The sequence below is a fragment of the Pseudomonas sp. GL93 genome (assembly GCF_003408955.1).
GTDB lineage: Bacteria > Pseudomonadota > Gammaproteobacteria > Pseudomonadales > Pseudomonadaceae > Aquipseudomonas > Aquipseudomonas paracarnis.
Map to the genome: position 1 here is coordinate 26506 of NZ_NKRF01000096.1, position 21749 is coordinate 48254.

Consider the following 21749-nt stretch of genomic DNA (forward strand, 5'->3'; position numbering starts at 1 on the left):
ATCGACCCTATCGAACCGAGGTAGGGGAGCCTGGCATGCCAGCATGGCGCAGTATCAGTTTATGGATGGACCAGTTGGACGAGCCGCTGGTAGCGCGCCCGTCGCTGGAGCACGACCTGGACGTCAATGTGGCGATTATTGGCGCGGGCTACACCGGCCTGTGGACCGCCTATTACCTGAAGCGCCAGGCCCCCGAGCTGAAAATCGCGATCATCGAGGCACAGACTGCTGGGTTTGGCGCATCCGGTCGCAATGGTGGCTGGTTGATGGGCAACCTCTTGGGGGAAGACCGCCTGCTGGCTGAGCTTGCCCCTCAGCACCGGCGCGCTTCGTTTGACCTGCTGCACGGTATTCCCGATGAAGTGGCTCGGGTGCTGGCTCGCGAGGGCATTGACTGCGACTACCGCAAAGGCGGCGCCTTGTATTGCGCGGCACGCTACCCCGAGCAGGAGGGCAGCCTGCGCCGCTATCTGGACAAGCTGTACGCCCAGGGCCTCACCGAAGACGACTACCGCTGGCTCAACCCGCAGCAATTGGCCGAGCAGGTCCGCATTGCCAAGCCTTATGGCGGCATCTATGCCCCCCACGTCGCGACGATCAACCCGGCAAAGCTGGTGCGTGGCCTGGCGCGGGCCGTTGAGAGCCTGGGCGTGACCATTTACGAAAACAGCCCCGTGACCCATTGGCAGTCCGGCGGCCTGCGCACCGCCAAGGCCAGCGTGCGCGCCGCCTGGGTGGTGCCTGCGGTCGAGGGTTACGCCAATACCTTGCCCCTATTGGGCCGCTACCAGTTACCGGTGCAGAGTTTGATCGTCGCCACCGAACCGCTGCCGGCCAGCACCTGGGCAGACATCGGGCTCAGTCAGGGTCAGGCCTTTGGCGAGAGCAGCCGACAAGTCACCTACGGCCAGCGTACGGCCGACAATCGTCTGGTCTTCGGCGCCCGTGGTGGCTATCAATTTGCCGGCAAGTTGCGGCACAACTTCGACCTGACCGACAGCGAAGTGGAGTTGCGTCGCTACCTGTTTGGCGAACTCTTCCCACAGCTGAAAAAGGCCAGGATTACTCATTCCTGGGGCGGCAACCTCGGCATGTCGCGCCGTTTTCGACCACACATGCTCTGTGACCACAGCACCGGCGTCGCACTGTCCGGCGGCTATGGCGGGGAGGGCGTGGGCGCCACCAACCTCGGCGGCCGCACCCTGGCCGATTTGATCCTCGGCCGCGACACCCTGCTGACCCAACAACCCTGGGTAATTCGCGAAGGTGGCCTCAAAGCACTCAAGGCCTGGGAGCCGGAGCCGTGCCGCTGGCTGGGGTACAACGCGATCATCCGTAGTTTTGTCCATGAAGACCAGGTTTTGGCCAACCCCAACACTGCGCCCTGGCGCCGCAAGCTGGCGACCAGCCTTGCCGGTTTTATGGAAGGTTTCATGCACTGACTCGTCACCCACAGGGGAAAAACCATGAGCATCACCCAATTCAAAGACACGCTGAACACCCCTCTGCCAGACGCACTGATGTTGCCAGCCAGTAGCACCGGTATCTGGGATATCCAGGAAACCGTGCGCAAGACCTATGTTTTGATTCTGTAACGCTTTGATCCTTGATCGCCTGCCATAAAAACAGCCTAAAACCGCCAGGAAATCGAACCATGAAAGCCATTGCCCTGTTGCCCTTGATGTGGGTGGCCTCTATCAGCCAGGCCGCCGAGACCGTGAAGATCTATAACTGGTCGGACTACATCGCGCCGGACACCACCAGGAATTTCCAGAAAGACTCCGGCATCGGTTTCACCTATGACGTGTACGACAGCAACGAAACCCTCGACGGCAAGCTGATGACCGGTAAATCGGGCTACGACGTGGTGTTCCCCTCCAACCATTTCATGGCGCGGCAGATCCAGGGCGGCGCCCTGAAAAAGCTCGACAAGAGCCAGTTGCCCAACTGGAAAAATCTCAACCCGGTGCTGCTCAATGCCCTGGAAAACAACGACCCCGGCAATGCCCACGGCTTCCCGTACCTGTGGGGCAGCACGGGTATCGGCTACAACATCGACAAGGTCAAGGCGGTACTCGGCGACAACGCCCCGGTGGATTCCTGGGACTTGATCTTCAAGCCGGAAAACATGGCCAAGCTGCAAAAATGCGGCGTCGCCATCCTCGACAACGGCCCCGAACTGCTGCCAGCCGCGCTGAATTACCTGGGCTTGCCGCACCACAGCAAAAAAGCCGAAGACTACAAGAAGGCCGAAGCCTTGCTGATGAAAGTGCGACCTTACGTGGCGTATTTCCATTCCTCGAAATACACCGCCGACCTGGCCAATGAGGACATCTGTGTCGCCGTCGGTTTCTCCGGCGACATCCGGCAGGCCGAAAGCCGCGCCAAAGAAGCCAAGAACGGCGTGAATATCGGCTACAACATTCCCAAGGAAGGCGCGGCAATCTGGTTCGACATGGTCGCCATGCCCGTCGACGCACCCAATGAGAAAGCCGGCTATGCGTTCATGAACTACCTGCTGCGCCCGGACGTGATGGCGAGTATCACCAACTACGTGCACTACGCTAACGGCAACGCGGCGGCCGACAGCCTGGTAGACCCGGCGATCAAGGCCGATACCAAGGTGTATCCAAGCGCGGAAATGATGGGCAAGTTGTTTGCGCTGCAAGCCATGCCGTTGAACATCGACCGGGTGCGTACTCGGGTTTGGAATACCATTCGTACGGGGCGTTGATTAACATGAAAACAGCGCCCCCAGGAAGGCCGACAAGTCATCGGTACTGGGTGGGATAAATAATCACGTCATAGTTATGACATGTGATGTCAATTATTTGGAGTGGAAAGTGTTATTGCCTGCGTGAGAGATTTCAATCCGCAACGCGTAACACTTTCACATACACTCATTATCTGACAGGTGACTTATATGTCTTCCATACAAAGCCTTCCCACTGGCGGCACGTGGACCCACCCGGAAAACAGCCCGCCCACTTTGCGCGGCACAGACCAGCGTGAGCGCCTCGAAGCCAGGCGTGGCGAGCCCTCGGTGCTCATCGGCGGTGGCGGTGCCGACCAGCTGGTGGGGCGCCAGGGTGAAAACACATTCAAATATGAAAAAAGCACCGACTCCCTTAGCGATGACCCGGACACTATCTTGAATTTCAACCCCAAGGAGGATGAAATCGATGTGGCCGGGGTATTAAAAGACCACAACATCTCAGCTATTAATATTCAGCCAGGCCCGCCCGTGGAAGTGGGGGATGTGCAACTGACTCATGAGTTTGGCGTGAGCACTTTGACTATCAAGGTCAACCCTGAAGGGCCGAACTTTTCTATACGCGTTGATGGCGTAAATCTTTTGCCGCAGCATATTAATTTCTTTCATTCGGACTAAGCCTATGGATTCTCCAAGTCATGCCCCAACGACTGAATGAATAACGAAAACAGCTCGGGTTGCGACGAAATGTCCAGCTTGGCGTACAAATGCCTGCGGTGCACTTTTACGGTGTCCGGCGAGATCTTCAGGCGTTCGGCCATGGCCTTGGAGGAGAACCCACGCAACACCAGCCGGGCGATTTCCAGTTCGCGGTCCGACAGCACACCGCTGCCGAAATGACTCAGGGCATCGCGAATCTGGCTGTCCATGGCTGGTGCTCGCTCGGTGCTTTGCTGCCAATGCTGCTGCATGAGCGGCAACACCCACGCCGACAGTGTGGTCAACAGCCCGGTTTCTTCAAAGCTGAAGCGCCGCTGCATGCCCAGTGACAGCGACAGGGTGCCGGCGCCGGGCAATTGCAGGATCAATTGCACTTCGTCTTCCAGCACATTGTCATGGAAATAATTGAGGAAGTACTCACTCTGGCGAAAATGGTCCGGCGCCACTTCCTCCAGGCGGTAAACGCCGCTGGCATAATGCTCGCGGCACGCTTGGTAAAACGGGTCAAGCAGGTACAGGCCGTTGAGGTACACCAGCATCGACGCGGGCTTGCTGCTGGGCTGGGCGTCGTACTCTTCCAGGGCCTGGGGCGGACCATCCAGCGGGTAGAAAATCGCCAGGGCATTATCGAAGGGCAGGCATTGGTGCAATAACAGCACCAATTGCTTCCAGAACCGCTCGGTGCCGATCTGAGACAGGGTGCGGCCCAACCCCGCGTGCATACCTATTTCCCGGAACAGGTTCATCTCAACATCCCCACCCTCAAATGATCGGCCAAGGGTTAGGCTTCTGGCGGGCACCGTCAAGGGGAGTACGCCAATAGGGGAATTGGCCGACAGCCCTGCCAACCGATAACGTCGTCACTGTCCAACGGGAAGCATATCCCGAGGAAAAATCATTTTTCGTTTCTGCCTCACACCAAAAACAACGACAGAGGATAACGATATGAGTGCTACCCCCGCGCCCGATGGCGTGCTCAAGCCCACCCTGAGCGTCTTTGATGTAGTGGCTATTACCGTTTCAGCGGTAACGCCGGCCAGTTCCGTCTTTGTGATCGCCCCATTTGCCATCCAGCAGGCGGGCAGTGGCGTGTTCCTGGCATTCGTGATGGCGGCGTTGCTCGCATTGATGTTTGCCTTTTGTTACGCCGAGCTCGGCCGCGCCCATAACAGCGCCGGTGGCGAGTACGTGTACGCCAAGCGGGTGTTTGGTGGCATGGCCGGTTATGCCACCTTCCTGACAGTGCTGGTGATGTTGTTGTTCATCCCGCCGGTATTGGCGACCGGTGCGGCGACTTATCTGAATAACGCTCTGGGCACGACATTCGACGCGCAAACTGTCGCCCTGGTGATCGTGGTATGCAGTTACGCCCTGGGCATCCTCAATATCAAGCTCAACGCCTGGATCACCGGCACCTGCCTGCTGTTGGAAGTGGCGGCGTTGCTGGTGATTGTGGTGATGGGCTTCGGTAATCCGGTGCAGCCGGCCAGTGTGTTGCTGCAGCCACAAATCGTCGAAAACGGCGTGTTGCACCTGGCGCCCTGGGCGTTGGTGATCGGTGCCGTCGGCATCGGCCTGTTCTCGTTCAACGGCTACGGCCCAGCGGTGTTGCTGGCCGAAGACATGAAGTGCGGCGGCAAGGGCGTGCACAAGGCGGTGCTCTGGTCCCTGGGGTTGGTGGTGGTCATCGAGTTGGTACCGATCACCGCGCTGTTGATTGGCGCGCCGTCCCTGAGCGAGATGATCAGCAGCCCCGACCCGATCGGCTACCTGTTGACCAGTCATGGCAATGAAACCTTGTCACGGCTGGTGAGTGCCGGGATTTTCCTGTCGGTGTTCAACGCGATCGTCGCCATCGTGATCCAGATCGGCCGGGTGGTGTTCAGCAGCGGTCGCGATGCGCTGTGGACGCCGAGTATCAACAAGCTGTTCACGCGTATTCACCCGCGCTGGGACTCGCCGTGGCTGGCGACGCTGTTCCTGGCGATACCCTCGGCGCTGTTGAGCTTCAGTTCTAACCTGGCCGACCTGACCTCGTTCAGCGTGCTGCTGATCATGCTGGTGTACCTGGTGGTCGCGCTGAGCGCGCTGATGAGCCGGGTGCTGCTGCGTGATCGCGAGCATCCCTATCGCATGCCGTTATGGCCGCTGCCGGCATTGCTGGCGGTGCTCGGTGCCGGTTACCTGCTGGTCACCTTGATCCTTGAGGCCTCGGTACGCGACATCATGATCATCATCGGCTTGCTGGCCCTGTCGGTGATTTTGTATTGCATCAGTGGCCGGTTGAGTCCGGCGTTTCAGAAACTGTAAGGAGTGGGTATGCGTGCACGTCAATTGGGCATCACGTTGGGGCTGGGCATGCCCGGCGAATTGAATGCCATCACCGATGTTCCCGGCGTTCGCGTCGGCCATGCCACGCTCAAGGCGCATGTCGACGGCAAGCAGGTACGCACCGGCGTCACGCTGATCCAGCCGCGTGCCGGGGAAGCGCGACATCAACCCTGTTTTGCCGGCTACCACGTGCTCAACGGCAATGGCGACGCCACGGGGCTTGAATGGATCAGCGAGGCGGGGCTGTTGACCACGCCGATGGCCATTACCAACACCCACAGTATCGGGGTAGTGCGCGATAGCCTGATCGCCCTGGAGCGCGAGCGTCTGGCGGACCCGGCGGTGTATTGGTGCATGCCGGTGGTCATGGAAACTTATGACGGCCTGCTCAACGATATCTGGGGCCAGCATGTTCGCCCTGAGCATGTGCGCCAGGCCCTGGACCAGGCTGAAAGCGGCCGGGTGCAGGAAGGCGCGGTAGGCGGTGGCACCGGCATGATTTGCCACGAGTTCAAGGGCGGCATCGGCACTGCGTCACGGCAGTTGCCAACGGAGCAGGGCGGCTGGACCGTCGGCGTACTGGTGCAGGCCAACCATGGCAAGCGCCAGGAGCTACGGGTCGATGGCTACCCGGTGGGCCGTCACTTGATGGATATTGCTTCGCCCTTTGCCGAGCGTGGCACTCCCGGCATGGGCTCCATCGTGGTGATCATCGCCACTGACGCTCCCTTGCTGCCCCACCAATGCCAGCGCCTGGCACAGCGCGCGTCCATCGGCATTGCGCGCACCGGTGGCGGCACCGAGGATTCCAGCGGCGACCTGTTCCTGGCCTTTGCCACCGGTAACCGTGATTTGCCGCCGGCCGACTATGGGCGCAAGGACCTGCCGCTCAGCACCGGGTTGCAGATGGTCAACAACGATCATATTTCGCCGCTGTTCAGCGCGGCGGCAGAGGCGGTGGAGGAGGCGATCATCAATGCCATTCTGGCAGGTGAAGACATGACCACCCAAGACGGCGTCAAGGTGCCGGGCCTGGCTGGCGAAACCCTCTTGGCAGCCCTGCAACAGTGTGGCTGGAGTATGTCCCGGTAATGGGGGACAGCGCACTTTAATAGTGCGAATAGTGGCTCTTTAATGTTGCTAATGACACCGTGACAATATATTGGATCCATTAATCAAGTCGGCCGCTCACTTAGAGTGGCTTTACTTGTATTTAATATTTAAATAGTGGTGAGCGCCGATTCGGCCACACAAACGCAACGGCCCCCAATAAACACTGCGTGCGACTTCTTCAACTTGAACCTGCGTCACAATTGTGCGATGGAAATAGATGTAGACGAAAGATTTCAAGTTGTGTCAGTTTTCTTACGCCTTCAAAAGAGGTGAGTGATAGGACTATCCTCGCCCGCGAGGTTCCTATCGAACAAAGACTGATGCACTTGCAAACAAGGAAGTACGTTTATGTCAAAAGTAAAAGACAAAGCTATTGTATCTGCCGCGCAAGCCAGCACTGCTTACTCGCAAATCGATAGCTTCAGCCATTTGTATGACCGTGGCGGTAACCTCACAGTCAATGGCAAACCGTCCTACACCGTGGACCAGGCAGCGACCCAGCTGCTGCGGGATGGTGCTGCGTACCGGGACTTTGATGGCAACGGCAAGATCGATCTGACCTACACCTTCCTCACCTCGGCTACCCAGAGCACCATGAACAAACATGGCATCTCAGGGTTCAGCCAGTTCAACGCCCAGCAGAAAGCACAGGCCGCACTGGCCATGCAATCCTGGTCGGATGTCGCCAACGTGACCTTTACCGAAAAGGCTTCCGGCGGTGACGGCCACATGACGTTCGGCAACTACAGCAGTGGCCAGGACGGCGCCGCGGCCTTCGCTTACCTGCCCGGTACCGGTGCAGGCTACGACGGCACCTCGTGGTACCTGACAAACAACAGCTACACGCCGAACAAGACCCCGGACCTGAACAACTATGGCCGGCAGACCCTGACCCACGAAATCGGCCACACCCTGGGCCTGGCTCACCCTGGCGACTACAACGCCGGGAACGGCAACCCGACCTATAACGACGCAACCTATGGACAGGACACGCGTGGCTATAGCCTCATGAGTTACTGGAGCGAGAGCAACACCAACCAGAACTTCAGCAAAGGCGGCGTCGAGGCTTACGCTTCCGGCCCGCTGATCGACGACATTGCCGCGATCCAGAAGCTCTACGGTGCCAACCTCAGCACCCGCGCCACGGACACCACCTACGGGTTCAACTCCAACACCGGGCGTGATTTCCTCAGCGCCACTTCCAATGCCGACAAGCTGGTGTTCTCGGTATGGGACGGTGGCGGCAACGACACCCTGGACTTTTCCGGTTTTACCCAGAACCAGAAGATCAACCTCACTGCCACCTCGTTCTCTGATGTGGGCGGCCTGGTGGGCAACGTGTCCATCGCCAAGGGCGTCACCATCGAGAACGCATTCGGTGGTTCGGGCAACGACCTGATTATTGGTAACCAAGTCGCCAACACCATCAAGGGCGGGGCCGGCAACGACCTCATCTACGGCGGCGGCGGTGCGGACCAGCTGTGGGGCGGCGCTGGCAGCGACACTTTCGTGTACGGTGCCAGTTCCGACTCCAAGCCAGGGGCTGCGGACAAGATCTTTGACTTCACCTCGGGTTCGGACAAGATCGACCTGTCCGGTATCACCAAGGGTGCGGGCGTGACCTTCGTCAACGCATTTACCGGGCATGCCGGCGATGCTGTACTGAGCTATGCCTCAGGTACCAACCTGGGCACCTTGGCCGTGGACTTCTCCGGGCACGGCGTGGCGGATTTCCTCGTCACCACCGTTGGCCAGGCGGCTGCCAGTGACATCGTAGCCTGATGTAAAGCGCGCGGCGCTTCGGTGCCGCGCTCCAGGCTGGAGTTGGATATGCCACGTTTTTCCCATTTGATCGCCTGTGTTGTGCAGGTGTTGTTCGTGTCGGCAGGAGCCCACGCAATGGCTAGCAGTCTTGTATTACCCACCTCCGCGCAGCTTGCCGGGCAGTGGGAGCTGAAGCAGCAGGGTCAGGTGTGCGCGCTCAAGTTAGTGGAGCAAGCCAACGCCTTGGAGGGCGATATCGCCTGTGCCGAGCAATGGCTGGGCGACAAGCCGCTGACGTGGTCGCCCACGCCGGATGGTATTTGGCTGTTTAACGCTGAAGGCTCTGGGATTACCCATTTGAATCGCCAGAAAGAAGGCGACTATCAAGCCCGCACTAAAGCGGGCGAAGTTGTAAGGCTGCAACGAAAACTTTAATTAAAAGTTATAAGCATATAACTCGATTTGTTAGGCGGCCGTACCCTACTTGGTAGGGGTGACCCTTTTGCGTAATTCGCTGCAAGGAAAAACAATTAATATGGCGAAGTCCCATGGGGTGGCGCCCTTATTCAGGGCGCTGGGTGAATACAAGAGTATTTTGATCAGCGTTGGCTGTTTCACGGCATTGATTAACCTATTAATGCTGGTGCCCTCGATTTACATGCTGCAAGTGTATGACCGTGTGTTGTCCTCCCAGAATGAAACCACCCTGGTGATGTTGACGCTGATGGTCGTAGGCTTCTTTGCGTTTATCGGCCTGCTGGAAGTGGTGCGCAGCTTTATCGTGATCCGCATTGGTAGCCAGTTGGAGCGACGTTTTAACTTGCGCGTGTACAAAGCCGCGTTCGAACGCAACCTGCAGCGTGGCCAGGGGCATGCCGGGCAATCCTTGGGCGACCTGACCGCTCTGCGCCAATTCATCACGGGGCCGGCGCTGTTTGCGTTTTTCGATGCGCCGTGGTTCCCGATCTACCTGTTCGTGATTTTCCTTTTCAATGTGTGGCTCGGCGTGCTGGCCACGGCCGGCGCAGTGTTGTTGATTGGCCTGGCGTGCCTTAACGAATACCTGACCAAAAAGCCACTGGGCGAGGCCAGTGGTTATTCGCAGCAGTCCACCCAATTGGCTACCAGCCATTTGCATAACGCCGAAACCATCCAGGCCATGGGCATGCTCGGCGCGTTGCGCCAACGCTGGTTTGGCGTGCATTCGCAGTTCCTGGGCTTGCAGAACCAGGCCAGTGACACCGGTTCGATCATCACCTCTTTAAGCAAATCCCTGCGCCTGTGCCTGCAATCACTGGTGCTGGGCCTGGGCGCCTACCTGGTGATCAAGGGCGACATGACCGCCGGGATGATGATCGCAGGCTCCATCTTGATGGGCCGCGTACTCAGCCCCATCGACCAATTGATTGCAGTGTGGAAGCAATGGAGCTCGGCCAAGCTGGCCTACCAGCGCCTCGACGAACTGCTGCGCGAATTCCCGCCAGAGGTCGAGCACATGGCTTTGCCTGCGCCCCACGGCCAGGTCAGTTTCGAACAGGTCAGCGCCGGCCCGCCGGGGCGGCGCATGGCGACCCTGCATCAGGTCAGCTTCAACCTGGCTGCCGGTGAAGTGCTGGGCGTGCTCGGTGCGTCGGGCTCCGGCAAGTCCACCCTGGCCCGTGTGCTGGTGGGCGTGTGGCCGACCCTGGCCGGTACCGTGCGCCTGGACGGCGCGGATATTCACCGCTGGAACCGCGACGACCTTGGCCCGCATATCGGCTATTTGCCCCAGGACATCGAGCTGTTCAGCGGCAGCATTGCCGACAACATCGCGCGCTTTCGCGAGGCCGACCCGGAGCGGGTGGTCAAGGCCGCGCAACAGGCCGGTGTGCATGAATTGATCCTGCGCCTGCCCCAAGGCTACGACACCGTGCTGGGCGACAACGGCGGTGGCTTGTCCGGCGGCCAGAAACAACGCGTGGCCCTGGCCCGCGCCCTGTACGGCGGGCCGCGCCTGATCGTGCTGGACGAACCCAACTCCAACCTCGACACCGTCGGCGAAGCCGCATTGGCCAGCGCCATCATGCAAATGAAAGCCCAGGGCAGCAGCGTGGTGCTGGTCACCCATCGTTCCTCGGCATTGGCCCAGGCCGATAAATTGCTGGTGCTCGGCGAAGGCCAGTTGCAGGCATTCGGGCCCAGCCAGGAAGTGCTGCGGGCCTTGGCAGGGCAGCAGGAAGCGCCGAAAGAAAAACCCGGTGTCAGCTTCAGTCGTCACTACCAGGCCGGAAGGAATCCAGGCGCATGAGCAGCCTTACTGTTGAACCTCAAATTAAAGAACGCGATGCCGGCTTTTTCGTAAAAATGGGCTGGGTGATGACCATTGTCGGTGCCGGTGGTTTTTTCCTCTGGGCCAGCCTCGCACCGTTGGATCAAGGTATACCGGTCCAAGGCACAGTGGTGGTGTCCGGCAAGCGTAAGGCGGTACAAACCTTCAGCCCCGGCGTGGTCAGCCGCATCCTGGTCAAGGAGGGCGAACTGGTCAAGCAAGGCCAGCCGCTGTTTCGTCTCGACCAGACCCAGAACCAGGCCGATGTGCAATCGCTGCAAGCCCAGTACCGCATGGCCTGGGCCAGTGTGGCGCGCTGGCAGAGCGAGCGTGACAACCTGCCCGGTATTACCTTTCCTGCTGAGCTGAGCGCCAACCCCGATCCGGCCTTGATGCTGGTGCTGGAAGGCCAGCGCCAACTGTTCAGCAGCCGTCGCGACGCGTTTGCCCGTGAACAAGCCGGGATCCGCGCCAGCATCGAGGGCGCCAACTCTCAGCTAAGTGGTATGCGCCGTGCCCGCAGTGACTTGACCGCCCAGGCCCAATCCCTGCGCGCGCAACTGAGCAACCTGCAACCCTTGGCCGACAACGGCTACATCCCGCGCAACCGCCTGATGGACTACCAGCGCCAGTTATCCCAGGTGCAGCAGGACCTTGCGCAAAACGCCGGTGAAAGCGGCCGGATAGAGCAGGGCATTGTCGAATCGCGCCTCAAGTTACAGCAGCACAGCGAGGAGTATCAGAAGGAAGTGCGCAGCCAACTGGCCGACGCGCAACTGCGCAGCCTGACCCTTGAACAGCAATTGACCTCCGCCGGCTTCAACCTGCAACACAGCGAGATCAACGCGCCGGCCGATGGCATCGCGGTCAACCTCAGCGTGCACACCGAAGGCGCCGTGGTGCGCGCCGGTGAAACCCTGCTGGAGATCGTGCCCCAGGGCACACGCCTGGAAGTAGAAGGGCACCTGCCGGTGCATTTGGTGGACAAGGTCGGCACACACTTGCCTGTAGACATCCTCTTCACCGCCTTCAACCAAAGCCGCACGCCACGGGTGCCGGGCGAAGTCAGCCTGATCTCCGCCGACCAGATGCTCGATGAAAAGACCGGTGCGCCGTACTACGTGCTGCGCACCAGCGTGAGCGAGGCGGCGATGGAAAAACTCAACGGCCTGGTGATCAAGCCCGGTATGCCCGCCGAGATGTTCGTACGCACCGGCGAGCGCTCCTTGCTCAATTACCTGTTCAAGCCGCTGCTGGACCGCGCCGGCTCCGCGTTGACTGAGGAATGAGCATGAAGCCAGTGTTCATTTCGCTATTGCTGGTGTGTGGCAGTGCCCAGGCCGCTATGGGGCCGTTCGATGTTTACGAGCAGGCCCTGCGCAACGATCCGGTGTTTCTCGGCGCCATCAAGGAGCGCGACGCCGGCCTCGAAAACCGCACCATTGGCCGCGCCGGCTTGCTGCCGCGGCTGTCCTACAACTACAACAAGGGCCGCAACAATTCCGAAGCGCACCTGCCTGACGGGCGCGGCGGCAGTTACCGCGACGACCGCAACTACAACAGCTACGGCTCCACCTTCAGCCTGCAACAGCCGCTGTTCGACTACGAAGCCTACGCCAACTACCGCAAGGGCGTGGCCCAGGCGCTGTTCGCCGATGAAAGCTTTCGCGACAAGAGCCAGGCGTTGCTGGTGCGGGTGTTGAGCTATTACACCCAGGCGCTGTTTGCCCAGGACCAGATCGACATCGCCAGGGCCAAGAAGAAGGCGTTCGAACAACAGTTCCAGCAGAACCGGCACCTGTTCCAGCAAGGCGAGGGCACGCGCACCGATATCCTTGAAGCCGAGTCGCGCTACGAGTTGGCCACCGCCGAAGAGATCCAGGCCCTGGATGAGCAGGACGCCTCGCTCCGGGAGCTGGGCGCGTTGATCGGCGTGCAAAGCGTCAATATCAACGACCTGGCACCGCTGAACCAGAGCTTTGCCGCGTTCACCCTGACCCCGGCCAACTACGACACCTGGCATGAGTTGGCGCTGACCAACAACCCCGTGCTGGCTTCGCAGCGCCAGTCCCTGGAAGTAGCGCGCTATGAAGTGGAACGCAACCGTGCCGGGCATTTGCCCAGAATCACCGCGTATGCCACCTCGCGCAAGCAGGAGTCCGACAGCGGCAACACCTATAACCAGCGCTACGACACCAACACCATCGGCGTCGAAGTGAGCATGCCGCTGTATGCCGGTGGCGGTATCTCGGCCTCCACCCGCCAGGCCAGCCGCGCGATGGAGCAGGCGGAGTACGAGCTGGAAGGCAAGACCCGGGAAACCCTGATCGAACTGCGTCGCCAGTTCAGTGCGTGCCTGTCGGGCGTGAGTAAGTTGCGCGCCTATCAGAAAGCGCTCGCATCCGCCGAGGCGCTGGTGGTGTCGACCAAGCAGAGCATTCTCGGCGGCGAGCGCGTCAACCTCGACGCGCTGAACGCCGAACAGCAGTTGTACAGCACCCGCCGCGACCTGGCCCAGGCGCGTTATGACTACTTGATGGCCTGGACCAAATTGCACTACTACGCGGGCAACTTGCGTGACACCGACTTGGCCAAAGTGGACGAAGCCTTTGGCCCGGATGGAAAACTGTAGGAGCGAGCGTTTTGTGGCGAGGGAGCTTGCTCCCGCTCGACAGCGAAGCTGGAGCCGGCTTTTTTTGGGGGAGCGCTTCGCACTCCACCGGGAGCAAGCTCCCTCGCCACAGGGTAGGGAATAACAATAATAGGGAGTGTGCACATGATCACCGATTCACCACGTTTCAAACCCTTCACCGCAGGTTCCTTGCTCTTGCTGTCCGTTGCGGCACAGGCGCAATACACCGAGACCGGCCAACCGGGTAACCCCGCCAGTTGGCGCTCCGCCGAGTACCAGAGCGACTGGGGCCTGGGCCGCATGAAGGCCGATGAAGCCTACGCCGCCGGGATCAGCGGCCAAGGCGTGAAAATCGGTGCGCTGGACTCAGGGTTCGATACCAATCACCCGGAAGCTTCCAAAGACCGTTCCCCCCCGGTCACCGCCACTGGCACCTATGTCGATGGCAGCGCCTTCAGCACCACGGGCGCGCTCAACCCGAACAATGATTCCCACGGCACCCACGTCACCGGCACCATGGGCGCCGCCCGCGACGGCGTGGGTATGCATGGCGTTGCGTACAACGCGCAGGTCTATGTGGGCAACACCAACGCCAACGACAGCTTCCTGTTCGGCCCGACGCCAGACCCCAAATACTTCAAGACCGTGTACACCGCTTTGGTGGACTCCGGCGTGCGCGCCATCAACAACAGCTGGGGCAGCCAGCCCAAGGACGTCAGCTACCAGACCCTGGACAACATGCACGCGGCGTACGCCCAGCATTACAACCGGGGCACCTGGCTGGACGCTGCGGCGGACGTGGCCAAGGCCGGTGTAATCAACGTGTTCAGCGCCGGCAACAGCGGCTATGCCAACGCCAGCGTGCGCTCGGCCTTGCCGTATTTCCAGCCGGAACTGGAAGGCCACTGGCTCGCCGTGTCCGGGCTGGATAAAGCCAATAACCAGAAATACAACAAGTGCGGCATCGCCAAGTACTGGTGTATTTCTACCCCCGGCGCGCTAATCAACAGCACCATTCCTGACGGTGGTTACGGGGTCAAGTCGGGCACCTCGATGGCAGCGCCCCATGCCACCGGCGCGTTGGCGCTGGTGATGGAACGTTATCCCTACATGACCAACGAGCAAGCCTTGCAGGTGCTGCTGACCACCGCCACGCAGCTCGACGGCTCGATCACTCAGGCGCCTAACGCCATCGTTGGTTGGGGTGTGCCTGACCTGGGCCGGGCGATGCATGGCCCGGGGCAATTGCTCGGGCCTATGGAGGTGAACCTGGCCGCCGGGCAGGGCGATGTGTGGAGCAACGGCATTTCCGACCAGGCGCTGGTCCAGCGCCAGGCCGAGGACCGTGCCGAGCACACCGCCTGGCAGCAAACCCTGATCGACAAGGGCTGGCAAAACGGCGTGGGCGCGACTGCCAGCCAGCAGGACCAGACCGACTACGCCATCGGCAACGCTCGCGACCAGGCTGCTGCTAACCGCGTGTACGAGGGCAGCCTGATCAAGGCCGGTGCCGGCAGCCTGGTGCTCAGCGGCGACAGCACCTATCGCGGCGCGACCCTCGTCAACGGCGGTCTGTTGGCCGTCAATGGCTCGCTGGCCTCGGCAGTGACGGTGAATGACAGCGGCACCCTGGGGGGGGCCGGACGTATTGCCGCGTTGTCGGTAAACAGTGGCGGCCGTGTGGCACCGGGCAATTCCGTGGGCACCCTGCAAGTGGCAGGGGACGTAAACCTCGGCGCCGGCTCGACCTATGCCGTGGAACTGACGCCCACCAGCAGCGACCGCATTGTTGCCGGCGGCCAGGCAGTTCTGGGCGGCGGCACCGTCACGCTGGCGCTGGAAAACAGCCCCACCTTGCTCAGCCAGAGCGAGGCCCAAAGCCTGATTGGTCGGCAGTACTCGATTCTTCAAGCAGCGGGCGGTATCCAGGGCCAGTTCGGGCAAGTGCTGCCCAACTACCTGTTCCTCGGTGGCACCCTCGACTACGCCGCCAACGCCGTGCAACTGAATGTCGGGCGCAACGACGCCAGCTTCGCCAGCGTCGGCGCCACCCGCAACCAGCGCAACGTCGCGGCGGCCGCCGAGCAATTGGGCGCTGGCAACCCGGTGTATGAAAGCCTGCTGCAGTCGCAATCGGTCGCCGTGGCCCAGCAGGGCTTGCAGCAACTGTCCGGGGAAATCTACCCGGCTGTGGGTGCGATGCTGATCAACGACAGCCTGCAACTGCGTAATGCCGTGGGCGAGCGCCTGCGCCATGTGCCAGTGACCGGTGAAAGCAACCTGTGGTTCAAGGCACTGGGCGCCTGGGGCAAGACCGACAGCCGCACTGAAACGGCGGGTTCCACCACCTCCATCGGTGGCCTGTTGGCGGGCGTAGATGGCGCGCTGGATGAGCAGACCCGCGTGGGTGTGGTCGCCGGTTACAGCGACAGCTCCTTGAACATGGGCAGTGGTACCCATTCATCGGCGTCCATCGACAGCTATCACTTTGGCGCGTACGCCGGGCGCGAGCTGGGTGACTGGCGCCTGAGCGTCGGCGGTGCCTACAGCTGGCATCGCGGCGACGTGAAGCGCGATCTGCAATGGGGTGACGTCAGCGGCAAGCAAAAAACCAAGCTGGACGCGACCACGGCGCAAGTCTTCACCGAAGCCGCGTACCGCATCCGCCTGCAAGCGGTGGCCCTGGAGCCGTTCGCCAACCTGGCCTATGTGCATCTGAACAGCGAGTCTTTCCACGAAAAAGGCGATGCCGCTGCCCTGGAACGCGGCAGCGACCGGCGTGATGCGGTGCTCAGCACCCTCGGCGTGCGTGCGCTGAAAACCCTGGCCCTCAATGACCACCAGCAACTGGACCTGTCCGGTTCGTTGGGCTGGCAACACAGCCTGACGGCGGTGGAGTCCGAAGAGCATTTGGCGTTTGTCGCGGGCGGGCCTTCATTTGCCGTACGCAGTGCGCCATTGCTGCGCGACGCTGCCCTGGTGGGCGTGCAGGCCAGCCTGGCGCTGAATGCATCGACACGGGTCAACCTGGATTACAACGGCCAGTTGGGTGGGCGCGCGAAAACTCAGGGCGTGGGCTTGAGCCTGAACTGGCAGTTCTGAAGACACCGCGAACCTGATCGTTCCCACGCTCCGCGTGGTAACGCCTCCTGTGACGCTCCGCGTCACGCTTTGGGACGCAGAGCGTCCGGGGCCGCATTCCCACGCGGAGCGTGGGAACGATCAGCGGCGGTGTTCTGGAGAAAGTGATTTACACACGTGCAATAAGAAAACTAAGGAAGGTCACCGTGAAAAAACGCAAGTCAGGGTTAACTACCGCCATCCACACAGGCCCGGGCTATCCGCTCAAGGCGCTGAGCTGCGTGCCATACGGCGCGTTGCTGTGTTGCCTGGCAAGTCTGGGAACCGCCCAGGCTGCACCCTATGTGGAAACCGGCAAACTGGGCGACGCCGCCAGCTGGCGCAGCAATGAGTTCAAGGCCGACTGGGGCCTGGGCGCCGTGCACGCCGACACGGCCTATGCGGCTGGCTATACCGGCAAGGGCGTCAAGCTGGGGATCTTCGACCAGCCGGTGTACGCCCAGCACCCGGAGTTCGCCAGCCCCGACAAGGTGGTGACGATTGTCACCGAGGGCATTCGCCAATACACCGACCCGTATATCCCGGTGAAGGCGGGCGACGCGTTCCGCTACGACGGCACGCCGTCCAAGGACTCCAACGGCAAGCTGGGTAACCACGGCACCCATGTCGGCGGCATTGCGGCCGGTAACCGCGATGGCGGGCCGATGCATGGCGTGGCGTTCAACGCCCAAATCCTCACCGCCGAAAACGGTGACCCGGGGCCGGAAGACGGGATCATCCTCGGCAATGACGGCGCCGTGTACAAGGCCGGCTGGGATGGGCTGGTCGCCAGTGGCGCGCGTATCATCAACAACAGCTGGGGCATCGGCATCGGTGATCAATACGCCAAGGGCGGCCGCGATCCGGCGTTCCCCAATTTCACCGTCAACGAAGCCCAGGCGCAGTTCAATACCATCCGGCCGATCCTCGGCACCGTTGCCGGTGGTGCGTACCAAGGCGCCATCGACGCGGCCCGCAGCGGTGTGCTGACCATCTTCGCCGCAGGCAATGACTACAACCTCAACAACCCGGATGCGATTTCCGGCCTTGCGTATTTTGTGCCAGAGATCGCGCCTAACTGGCTGTCCGTCGCGGCCCTCCAGCAGAACCCGAATACTGCCAGCCCCGATCCTTACGTGATCAGTACGTTCTCCTCGCGTTGTGGCTATGCGGCGAGCTTTTGCGTATCGGCACCCGGCACCAAGATCTACAGCTCGATCATCAACGGTACCAGCCTGGACAACCTCACCACCGACTGGGCCAACAAAAATGGCACCTCCATGGCCGCACCTCATGTGGCAGGCGCCGCAGCGGTGCTGATGGAACGCTTCCAATACATGAGCGGCGACCAGGTCTCCACCGTGCTCAAGACCACCGCCACCGACCTCGGCGCGCCGGGCATCGACTCGTTGTACGGCTGGGGCATGATCAACCTGGGCAAGGCGGTCAACGGCCCAGGGATGTTTATCACCGCTGAGGATATCCCGGCCGAGTTCCGTATCGACGGCGCCTACGGCAGCGGCCAGTTCGTTGCGGACCTGCCGGGTGTCGGCGCGGTGGTGGATGCCGGCAAACCCACCCAGCGTGTGTGCGATGACCTGCACTGCGGGCGGGATGTGTGGAGCAACGACATCTCGGGCCATGGCGGCTTGACCAAGCAAGGCATCGGTACCTTGGTGCTCACTGGCGCCAACACCTACAGCGGGCCGACGCTGGTCAACCAGGGCTTGCTGGCAATCAATGGTTCGGTCACCTCCGACGTTACCGTCAGCCAGAGCGGCGTGGTCGGTGGTTCGGGGCGTATTGGTTCGCTGAGCGCGAAAAGCGGCGGCACCGTGGCGCCGGGTAATTCCATCGGCACCTTGAACGTGGCGGGTAACGTCAACTTTGAACCGGGCTCGACCTATGCGGTAGAACTGTCGCCCACCAGCAGCGATCGCATCGTCGCGGGTGGCACGGCCACCCTCAACGGCGGCACCGTGACCCTGGCCCTGGAAAACAGCCCGACTTTGTTGAGCGCGCCCCAGGCTCAAAGCCTGATCGGCCGTCAGTACAACATCCTGCAAGCGGCAGGCGGCGTCACCGGCAGTTTTGCTGCGGTGCTGCCTGATTACCTGTTTGTCGGCGGGACCTTGAACTACGCCGCCAACGGTGTGCAGCTGGATGTGGCACGCACCAACAGCTTCGCCAGTGTGGCCGCCACGCCGAACCAGCGCGCCGTGGCCGCCGCCGCCGAGCAGTTGGGCGCGGGCAATGGTGTGTATGAAAGCCTGCTGCTGGCACCCACGGCCGCTTCGGCCCAGGGCGCGTTCCAGCAACTGAGTGGGGAAGTCTACCCGGCGCTGGAAACCGCACTGGTCAATGACAGCCGCTACGTACGCGAAGCCGTGGGCGGGCGCCTGCGCAATGGCGAAATGGGCGCTTCCAGCCAAGCCATCGACAGCCGTGGCAACGTGTGGGTCAAGGCGTTGGGTGCATGGGGCAAGACCGACAGCCGCAACGACACGGCGGGCTACACCACCTCTATCGGCGGCATGCTCGCCGGTGTGGACGGCGCCCTCGATGAGGCCACGCGCATTGGCCTGGTGGCCGGCTACAGCGACACGTCGCTGAACATGGGCAGCGGCACCCACAGCCGCGCCTCGGTCGACAGCTACCATTTCGGCGCCTATGCCGGGCATGAAATCGGCGCCTGGCGCCTGAGCGGTGGCGCGACCTACAGCTGGCACCGCGCCGATGTCAAACGCGACCTGCAATACGGCGACGTCAGCGGCAAGCAAAAGGCCAAGGTCGATGCCCACAGCACCCAGGTGTTCACGGAAGCTGCGTACCGCATCAACCTGCAACCGCTGACCCTGGAGCCGTTCGCCAACCTGGCCTACGTGCACCTGGCAACTGACAGCTTCAAAGAGAAGGGCGACGCCGCCGCGCTGAGAAGTGGCGACGACAGCCGTGACCTGGTGCTCAGCACCCTGGGTATGCGGGCCTTGAAGACCTTCAATATCAACGACCATCAGCAACTGGAAGTCTCCGGCAGCCTGGGCTGGCAGCACAACCTGAGCAGCACCGATTCGGAGCAGCACCTGGCGTTTGCCTCGGGCGGCCCTTCGTTCACGGTGGAAAGTGCGCCAATGGTGCGCGATGCCGCGTTGGTCGGGGCACGGGTCAGCCTGGCCTTGAGCAAGGATGCGCGGGTGAACTTCGATTACAACGGCCTGCTGGCCAGCAAGGAGAAGGTGCACGGCGTCGGCTTGAGCCTGGACTGGGCGTTCTAAAGTTTTGAAAAAACCACTGTAGGAGCGAGCTTGCTCGCGAAAAACTCAAGTGCGCCGCGTTCCTTCAGGTAGAACGCGTCATCGTTGACGACCTTCGCGAGCAAGCTCGCTCCTACAGGTGGTAACGGATAACAGGTGTTTTGGCTTTCTCTACAAATCCAACAACAGAGAGGCACGACCAATGGGTATCTTTGACTATAAAAACCTCGGTACCGAGGACTCCAAGGCGTTGTTCGCCGATGCCATGGCGATCACGCTGTATTCCTACCACAACCTGGATAACGGCTTTGCCGTCGGCTACCAGAACAATGGCCTCGGCCTGGGCTTGCCTGCCACCCTGGTCAGCGCGCTGATTGGCGGCAGCAATGCCCAAGGGGTGATCCCCGGGATCCCTTGGAACCCCGACTCGGAAAAAGCCGCCCTCGACGCGGTGCAAAAAGCCGGCTGGACGCCCATCAGCGCCAGCACCCTGGGCTACAGCGGCAAGGTCGATGAACGCGGCACCTTCTTTGGCGAAAAGTTCGGCTACGGCACGGCGCAGGCCGAGGTGCTGGGTAAGTACGATGACGCGGGCAAGCTGCAGGAAATCGGCATCAGTTTTCGCGGCACTTCGGGGCCTCGGGAAAGCGTGATCACCGACTCCATCGGCGATGTGATCAGCGACCTGCTCGCCGCCTTCGGGCCCAAGGATTATGCCAAGAACTACGCGGGCGAAGCCTTCGGCGGCTTGCTCAAGAACGTGGCGGACTATGCCAGCGCCCAGGGCCTGGGCGGCAATGACGTGGTGGTCAGCGGCCACAGCCTTGGGGGCCTCGCGGTCAATAGCATGGCCGACTTGAGCGACAACAGCTGGTCGGGGTTCTATAAGGACTCCAACTACGTGGCCTACGCGTCGCCCACCCAGAGCGCCGGCGACAAGGTGCTTAACGTCGGCTATGAAAACGACCCGGTGTTCCGTGCCCTGGATGGCTCGTCATTCAACCTGTCGTCCCTGGGCGTGCACGACAAACCCCACGAGTCGAGCACCGACAACATCGTCAGCTTCAACGACCACTACGCCTCATCCCTGTGGAACCTGCTGCCATTTTCCATCCTCAACCTGCCCACCTGGGTCTCGCACTTGCCCACCGGCTACGGCGACGGCATGACCCGCATCCTCGACTCAGGCTTCTACGAACAGATGACCCGCGACTCGACGGTGATCGTCGCTAACCTGTCCGATCCGGCACGGGCCACCACCTGGGTGCAAGACCTCAACCGCAATGCCGAGGCGCACAAGGGCAATACCTTCATCATCGGCAGCGACGGTGACGACTTGATCAAAGGCGGCAGAGGCGCGGACTTTATCGAAGGCGGCAAGGGCAACGACACGATCCGCGACAGCAGCGGGCATAACACGTTTTTGTTCAGCGGGCAGTTTGGCAATGACCGGCTGATTGGCTACCAGGCGACGGACAAGCTGGTGTTCAACGACGTGGCGGGCAGCACCGATTACCGCGATCACGTCAAGGTGGTGGGCGGGGATACAGTCATTAGCTTTGGTGTGGACTCGGTGACGCTGGTGGGTGTGAGCAGTCTGTCGGGGGAGGGGATAGTCATCAGCTAACGTATTCGGTGTGGGAGCTGGCTTGCCTGCGATGGCGGCGGTCGAGACAGCCATGCGGTGACTGACAAATCGCTATCGCAGGCAAGCCAGCTCCCACATTTGAAGGGTTTTGCTAGATGATCATTTTTCCTTACGCACCGTGGCCACATCATCGGCCTTGATACGAA

General features: G+C 61.2%; 14 protein-coding genes and 1 pseudogene. 14 read left to right on the top strand and 1 reads right to left on the bottom strand.

Translation table 11 applies throughout. The features are described 5' to 3' along the window. Positions 1 to 35: 35 nt before the first annotated feature. From CER19_RS22345 to CER19_RS22360, 4 genes and pseudogenes are all read left to right on the top strand, one after another. On the top strand, positions 36 to 1442 hold the full coding sequence (locus tag CER19_RS22345; RefSeq protein ID WP_116668012.1) for an FAD-binding oxidoreductase: 1407 nt from the start codon (positions 36 to 38) through the stop codon (positions 1440 to 1442). A 66-nt stretch (positions 1443 to 1508) separates the two neighbouring features. Beyond that, positions 1509 to 1595 (top strand): annotated as a pseudogene (locus tag CER19_RS22350) (cupin); the annotation flags it as partial. Positions 1596 to 1654: 59 nt separating this feature from the next. Beyond that, positions 1655 to 2734: a polyamine ABC transporter substrate-binding protein gene (locus CER19_RS22355; RefSeq protein ID WP_116668013.1), complete on the top strand. Its 1080-nt coding sequence runs from the start codon at positions 1655 to 1657 to the stop codon at positions 2732 to 2734. A 189-nt stretch (positions 2735 to 2923) separates the two neighbouring features. Next, positions 2924 to 3391 (top strand): M10 family metallopeptidase C-terminal domain-containing protein, encoded by a 468-nt coding sequence (locus CER19_RS22360; protein WP_116668014.1) that lies wholly within the window; start codon positions 2924 to 2926, stop codon positions 3389 to 3391. Between the two features lie 2 nt (positions 3392 to 3393). Here the strand turns inward: CER19_RS22360 and CER19_RS22365 are convergent, their stop codons facing one another. Further along, a complete protein-coding gene (locus CER19_RS22365) occupies positions 3394 to 4179 on the bottom strand; it encodes a helix-turn-helix transcriptional regulator (RefSeq protein ID WP_116668015.1) in 786 nt (261 codons plus the stop codon). 199 nt (positions 4180 to 4378) lie between these two features. Between CER19_RS22365 and CER19_RS22370 the strand changes: the two genes are divergently transcribed. The 10 genes from CER19_RS22370 (at position 4379) to CER19_RS22415 (ending at position 21582) form a co-directional block, all read left to right on the top strand. Then, on the top strand, positions 4379 to 5743 hold the full coding sequence (locus CER19_RS22370) for an APC family permease (protein WP_116668016.1): 1365 nt from the start codon (positions 4379 to 4381) through the stop codon (positions 5741 to 5743). A 9-nt stretch (positions 5744 to 5752) separates the two neighbouring features. Continuing rightward, entirely contained in the window at positions 5753 to 6856 is a 1104-nt protein-coding gene (locus CER19_RS22375; protein WP_116668017.1) for a P1 family peptidase, read from the top strand. Positions 6857 to 7225: 369 nt separating this feature from the next. Continuing rightward, the gene (locus CER19_RS22380) at positions 7226 to 8659 is read left to right on the top strand and encodes a serralysin family metalloprotease (protein WP_116668018.1); all 1434 of its coding nucleotides are present in this window, start codon (positions 7226 to 7228) and stop codon (positions 8657 to 8659) included. A gap of 48 nt (positions 8660 to 8707) precedes the next feature. Continuing rightward, positions 8708 to 9076 (top strand): AprI/Inh family metalloprotease inhibitor, encoded by a 369-nt coding sequence (locus tag CER19_RS22385; RefSeq protein ID WP_116668019.1) that lies wholly within the window; start codon positions 8708 to 8710, stop codon positions 9074 to 9076. Between the two features lie 100 nt (positions 9077 to 9176). Beyond that, entirely contained in the window at positions 9177 to 10928 is a 1752-nt protein-coding gene (locus CER19_RS22390; protein WP_116668020.1) for a type I secretion system permease/ATPase, read from the top strand. After that, positions 10925 to 12238 carry an HlyD family type I secretion periplasmic adaptor subunit gene (locus tag CER19_RS22395; protein ID WP_116668021.1) on the top strand — a complete coding sequence of 438 codons (1314 nt, stop codon included), beginning with the start codon at positions 10925 to 10927 and terminating at the stop codon, positions 12236 to 12238. The genes CER19_RS22390 and CER19_RS22395 overlap by 4 nt, the downstream gene beginning before the upstream one ends. 2 nt (positions 12239 to 12240) lie before the next feature. Next, complete coding sequence (locus CER19_RS22400) at positions 12241 to 13581, top strand: TolC family outer membrane protein (RefSeq protein ID WP_003191155.1); 1341 nt, start codon at positions 12241 to 12243, stop codon at positions 13579 to 13581. Between the two features lie 144 nt (positions 13582 to 13725). Beyond that, the gene (locus tag CER19_RS22405; RefSeq protein WP_116668022.1) at positions 13726 to 16683 is read left to right on the top strand and encodes an autotransporter serine protease; all 2958 of its coding nucleotides are present in this window, start codon (positions 13726 to 13728) and stop codon (positions 16681 to 16683) included. 185 nt (positions 16684 to 16868) lie between these two features. Further along, positions 16869 to 19976, top strand: coding sequence for an autotransporter domain-containing protein (locus tag CER19_RS22410; RefSeq protein ID WP_116668023.1), 3108 nt, complete (start codon positions 16869 to 16871; stop codon positions 19974 to 19976). Between the two features lie 181 nt (positions 19977 to 20157). Further along, on the top strand, positions 20158 to 21582 hold the full coding sequence (locus CER19_RS22415) for a lipase (protein WP_116668024.1): 1425 nt from the start codon (positions 20158 to 20160) through the stop codon (positions 21580 to 21582). The last annotated feature ends 167 nt before the right edge of the window (positions 21583 to 21749 follow it).